Origin of the sequence: Flavobacterium sp. LM5 (genome assembly GCF_002017945.1) — a bacterium.
GTDB lineage: Bacteria > Bacteroidota > Bacteroidia > Flavobacteriales > Flavobacteriaceae > Flavobacterium > Flavobacterium succinicans.
On sequence record NZ_MUFX01000010.1, the window covers coordinates 1 to 5,757 of the forward strand.

At 46.7% G+C, this 5,757-nt stretch carries 1 protein-coding gene, 4 tRNA genes and 3 rRNA genes; all 8 read left to right on the plus strand.

Annotated features, from left to right (window positions below; all coding sequences use genetic code 11):
• Positions 1-190 (plus strand): hypothetical protein (locus BXU11_RS18165; protein WP_223253760.1); only part of this gene is annotated, 190 nt, incomplete at its 5' end.
• 73 nt (positions 191-263) lie between these two features.
• Positions 264-1,776, plus strand: a 16S ribosomal RNA gene (locus BXU11_RS16330).
• Positions 1,777-1,905: 129 nt separating this feature from the next.
• Positions 1,906-1,979 (plus strand) — tRNA-Ile (locus BXU11_RS16335).
• An 88-nt stretch (positions 1,980-2,067) separates the two neighbouring features.
• Positions 2,068-2,141: transfer RNA gene (locus tag BXU11_RS16340), tRNA-Ala, on the plus strand.
• Positions 2,142-2,332: 191 nt separating this feature from the next.
• Positions 2,333-5,215, plus strand: a 23S ribosomal RNA gene (locus BXU11_RS16345).
• Between the two features lie 158 nt (positions 5,216-5,373).
• Positions 5,374-5,485, plus strand: a 5S ribosomal RNA gene (rrf, locus tag BXU11_RS16350).
• The 16S, 23S and 5S rRNA genes sit together here with 4 tRNA genes alongside, the layout of an rRNA operon.
• A 59-nt stretch (positions 5,486-5,544) precedes the next feature.
• Positions 5,545-5,617, plus strand: a tRNA-Phe gene (locus BXU11_RS16355).
• A gap of 6 nt (positions 5,618-5,623) precedes the next feature.
• Positions 5,624-5,709: transfer RNA gene (locus BXU11_RS16360), tRNA-Leu, on the plus strand.
• Positions 5,710-5,757: the final 48 nt, after the last annotated feature.

Consider the following 5,757-nt stretch of genomic DNA (forward strand, 5'->3'; position numbering starts at 1 on the left):
ATTTAAACGAGATAAAAATCTCAAAAAAAACTTCATTTTTTTCTTGCCAGTTAAAAAAAGAATTTCTACTTTTGCACCCGCTAATCGCGACAACGAAAAGCGCAGAAAACAAGAAGAATACGTTCCTAGACATATTGAATTGACAGCCGTCTTATTGAAAGATAAGACAAAGAAAAAAAGAGTAAGATAATCGAGAGATTAGAATAAACACCGATAGAATTGGATTCGCATAAAAATAGCTTAATTTATTAAGCGCACAATATACGATGAAGAGTTTGATCCTGGCTCAGGATGAACGCTAGCGGCAGGCTTAACACATGCAAGTCGAGGGGTATAGTTCTTCGGAACTAGAGACCGGCGCACGGGTGCGTAACGCGTATGCAATCTACCTTTTGCAGAGGGATAGCCCAGAGAAATTTGGATTAATACCTCATAGTATGTGAGAATGGCATCATTTTCACATTAAAGTCACAACGGCAAAAGATGAGCATGCGTCCCATTAGCTAGTTGGTAAGGTAACGGCTTACCAAGGCAACGATGGGTAGGGTCCTGAGAGGGAGATCCCCCACACTGGTACTGAGACACGGACCAGACTCCTACGGGAGGCAGCAGTGAGGAATATTGGACAATGGGCGCAAGCCTGATCCAGCCATGCCGCGTGCAGGATGACGGTCCTATGGATTGTAAACTGCTTTTGTACAGGAAGAAACACTCCCTCGTGAGGGAGCTTGACGGTACTGTAAGAATAAGGATCGGCTAACTCCGTGCCAGCAGCCGCGGTAATACGGAGGATCCAAGCGTTATCCGGAATCATTGGGTTTAAAGGGTCCGTAGGCGGTTTAGTAAGTCAGTGGTGAAAGCCCATCGCTCAACGGTGGAACGGCCATTGATACTGCTAGACTTGAATTATTAGGAAGTAACTAGAATATGTAGTGTAGCGGTGAAATGCTTAGAGATTACATGGAATACCAATTGCGAAGGCAGGTTACTACTAATGGATTGACGCTGATGGACGAAAGCGTGGGTAGCGAACAGGATTAGATACCCTGGTAGTCCACGCCGTAAACGATGGATACTAGCTGTTGGGCGCAAGTTCAGTGGCTAAGCGAAAGTGATAAGTATCCCACCTGGGGAGTACGTTCGCAAGAATGAAACTCAAAGGAATTGACGGGGGCCCGCACAAGCGGTGGAGCATGTGGTTTAATTCGATGATACGCGAGGAACCTTACCAAGGCTTAAATGTAGATTGACCGGTTTGGAAACAGACTTTTCGCAAGACAATTTACAAGGTGCTGCATGGTTGTCGTCAGCTCGTGCCGTGAGGTGTCAGGTTAAGTCCTATAACGAGCGCAACCCCTGTTGTTAGTTGCCAGCGAGTCATGTCGGGAACTCTAACGAGACTGCCAGTGCAAACTGTGAGGAAGGTGGGGATGACGTCAAATCATCACGGCCCTTACGCCTTGGGCTACACACGTGCTACAATGGCCGGTACAGAGAGCAGCCACTGGGTGACCAGGAGCGAATCTACAAAGCCGGTCACAGTTCGGATCGGAGTCTGCAACTCGACTCCGTGAAGCTGGAATCGCTAGTAATCGGATATCAGCCATGATCCGGTGAATACGTTCCCGGGCCTTGTACACACCGCCCGTCAAGCCATGGAAGCTGGGGGTGCCTGAAGTCGGTGACCGCAAGGAGCTGCCTAGGGTAAAACTGGTAACTAGGGCTAAGTCGTAACAAGGTAGCCGTACCGGAAGGTGCGGCTGGAACACCTCCTTTCTAGAGCCTTAGTGTTAGCGTAAAGCACGCTAAGGAAAAAGAAGAAGATTTTAAAGGTGCTATGACACCGATTATATTACTCTTGCTGTTAATTTAAAGAAATTGAATAAAGAATTAAGTAAAAAACAGAGTCTCGTAGCTCAGCTGGTTAGAGTACTACACTGATAATGTAGGGGTCGGCAGTTCGAGTCTGCCCGGGACTACTATTTACACTTAATTAGGAAATTCTAGAGGTTGAAATCCTTTTTTTTTGGAATTTGGAATTTAAAAATTTGGAATTTTACAAAAAATGGGGGATTAGCTCAGCTGGCTAGAGCGCCTGCCTTGCACGCAGGAGGTCAACGGTTCGACTCCGTTATTCTCCACAAGATAGTATCAAGATGATAGTATCAAGAATTAAGACAATAAGGTCTTAGTACTTAATACAGAATACTTAATACTTATTTAAAGTTCATTGACATATTGAGATAAGAAATAATAAAAAGTAGAAAGCAGTTTTCTCTGATTTATTAGAGAAAGCGAAAAAAAACGGTCATAATTAATTTTATGATTGGTACAATAAGCAAAATAAGGGCGTATGGGGGATGCCTAGGCTCTCAGAGGCGAAGAAAGGCGTGATAAGCTGCGAAAAGCTACGGGGATTGGCACACACGAATTGATCCGTAGATACCTGAATGGGGCAACCCACTATGTTGAAGACATAGTACACCGATAGGTGGGCAAACCCGCTGAACTGAAACATCTAAGTAGGCGGAGGAGAAGAAAACAAAAGTGATTCCGTAAGTAGTGGCGAGCGAACGCGGATTAGCCCAAACCAATGTTGTTACGGCAATGTTGGGGTTGTAGGACCACGAGATTTCTTGCATAAAGAATTAGAATCTACTGGAAAGTAGAGCCAAAGAAGGTGATAGCCCTGTATAAGTAATGAATGTAAAGGATAGTGGTATCCTGAGTAGGGCGGGGCACGTGAAACCCTGTCTGAATTTGGCGGGACCATCCGCTAAGGCTAAATACTCCTGAGAGACCGATAGTGAACCAGTACCGTGAGGGAAAGGTGAAAAGAACCGTGAATAACGGAGTGAAATAGATCCTGAAACCATACGCTTACAAGCGGGTCGGAGCCCTTTCGTGGAGGGTGACGGCGTGCCTTTTGCATAATGAGCCTACGAGTTAACGTTGCTGGCAAGGATAAGTGGTTAAGCCACGGATCCGTAGCGAAAGCGAGTCTGAATAGGGCGCTTTAGTCAGTAGTGTTAGACGCGAAAACCGTGTGATCTACCCATGGGCAGGATGAAAGCGCTGGTAACACAGTGTGGAGGTCCGAACCGGTTGACGTTGAAAAGTCTTCGGATGACCTGTGGGTAGGGGTGAAAGGCCAATCAAACTCGGAAATAGCTCGTACTCCCCGAAATGCATTTAGGTGCAGCGTTATTTTAGTTATATAGAGGTAGAGCTACTGATTGGATGCGGGGGCTTCACCGCCTACCAATTCCTGACAAACTCCGAATGCTATATAATGATTGATAACAGTGAGGGCTTGGGTGCTAAGGTCCAAGTCCGAGAGGGAAAGAACCCAGACCATCAGCTAAGGTCCCCAAATATATGTTAAGTTGAAAGAACGAGGTTTGTCTGCCCAGGACAGCTAGGATGTTGGCTTGGAAGCAGCCATTCATTTAAAGAGTGCGTAACAGCTCACTAGTCGAGCGGACGAGCATGGATAATAATCGGGCATAAACATATTACCGAAGCTATGGATTTACAAGCAATTGTAAGTGGTAGGGGAGCATTCTAACAGGGTTGAAGGTGTGTCGTAAGGCATGCTGGACTGGTTAGAAAAAGAAAATGTAGGCATAAGTAACGATAATGCGGGCGAGAAACCCGCACACCGAAAGACTAAGGTTTCCACAGCTATGCTAATCAGCTGTGGGTTAGTCGGGACCTAAGGCGAACCCGAAAGGGACAGTCGATGGCCAACGGGTTAATATTCCCGTACTACTGATTACTGTGATGGGGTGACGGAGTGATGAAAGCGCCGCGAACTGACGGAATAGTTCGTTGAAGTACCTACCTATAAGCTGCGCAGGCAAATCCACGCGGCTTGGGGAAATACGATAGTACTCGGAGACTTCGGTCAAAGAGATAGTGCGCCTAAGGGCTTCCAAGAAAAACCTCTAAACTTCAGGTAATTAGTACCCGTACCGTAAACCGACACAGGTAGTCGAGGAGAGAATCCTAAGGTGCTCGAGAGATTCATGGCTAAGGAATTAGGCAAAATAGACCCGTAACTTCGGGAGAAGGGTCGCCCCGAGTAATCGGGGCCGCAGTGAAGAGGTCCAGGCGACTGTTTATCAAAACACAGGGCTCTGCAAAATCGTAAGATGAAGTATAGGGCCTGACACCTGCCCGGTGCTGGAAGGTTAAGAGGAGATGTTATCTTCGGAGAAGCATTGAATTGAAGCCCAGTAAACGGCGGCCGTAACTATAACGGTTCCTAAGGTAGCGAAATTCCTTGTCGGGTAAGTTCCGACCTGCACGAATGGTGTAACGATCTGGACACTGTCTCAGCCATGAGCTCGGTGAAATTGTAGTAACGGTGAAGATGCCGTTTACCCGCAGTGGGACGAAAAGACCCTGTGCACCTTTACTATAGCTTAGTATTGACCTTGGATAAATGATGTGTAGGATAGGTTGGAGACTGTGAAGTGGCGTCGCTAGGCGTTGTGGAGTCATTGTTGAAATACAACCCTTTGTTTATCTGAGGCCTAACTCTCGATAGAGAGGACATTGCTTGGTGGGTAGTTTGACTGGGGTGGTCGCCTCCAAAAGAGTAACGGAGGCTTCTAAAGGTTCCCTCAGTACGCTTGGTAACCGTGCGAAGAGTGCAATGGCATAAGGGAGCTTGACTGAGAGACATACAGGTCGATCAGGTACGAAAGTAGAGCATAGTGATCCGGTGGTTCCGCATGGAAGGGCCATCGCTCAAAGGATAAAAGGTACGCGGGGATAACAGGCTGATCTCCCCAAGAGCTCATATCGACGGGGGGGTTTGGCACCTCGATGTCGGCTCGTCACATCCTGGGGCTGGAGAAGGTCCAAGGGTTGGGCTGTTCGCCATTAAAGTGGCACGCGAGCTGGGTTCAGAACGTCGTGAGACAGTTCGGTCTCTATCTACTGTGGGCGTTTAGAAATTTGAGTGGATCTGATTCTAGTACGAGAGGACCGAATTGGACAAACCTCTAGTGTATCTGTTGTCCCGCCAGGGGCACCGCAGAGTAGCTACGTTTGGAAGGGATAAGCGCTGAAAGCATATAAGCGCGAAACCCACCACAAGATGAGATTTCTTTTAAGGGTCGTGGGAGATGACCACGTTGATAGGCTATAGATGTAAAGGCAGTAATGTCATAGTCGAGTAGTACTAATAACCCGTAAGCTTATGTACACCTTTTTCCCCGAGAGCGAAAAAGCTCTCGGAGAGAACTTTCTCCTTTCGACTTCGCTCAAGGCAAGTTGAAACTTTTTATATTCTTTATCTCAGTATGTTAAGATATTATGTAATGTTAATCAGTACAAACTGGTTACCCATTGGCAAAACGACCTTAAGGTGGTTATTGCGGCGGGGCTCACCTCTTCCCATTCCGAACAGAGAAGTTAAGCCCGCCCTGCGCAGATGGTACTGCAATTTGTGGGAGAGTATGTCCGGCCGCCTTTCTTTAGAAAACCCTTCATCAAAAGTGAAGGGTTTTTTTATAAACTACTCCTAAAAAGTAGGGTACCTTAGCTCAGATGGTAGAGCAATGGACTGAAAATCCATGTGTCCCTGGTTCGATCCCTGGAGGTACCACTAGTTGCTCGGATGGTGAAATTGGTAGACACGCTGGACTTAAAATCCAGTGAACAGCAATGTTCGTGCGGGTTCAAGTCCCGCTCTGAGTACAAAAACAAAAAAAACTCCATTAGAGAATATCTAATGGAGTTTTTTGG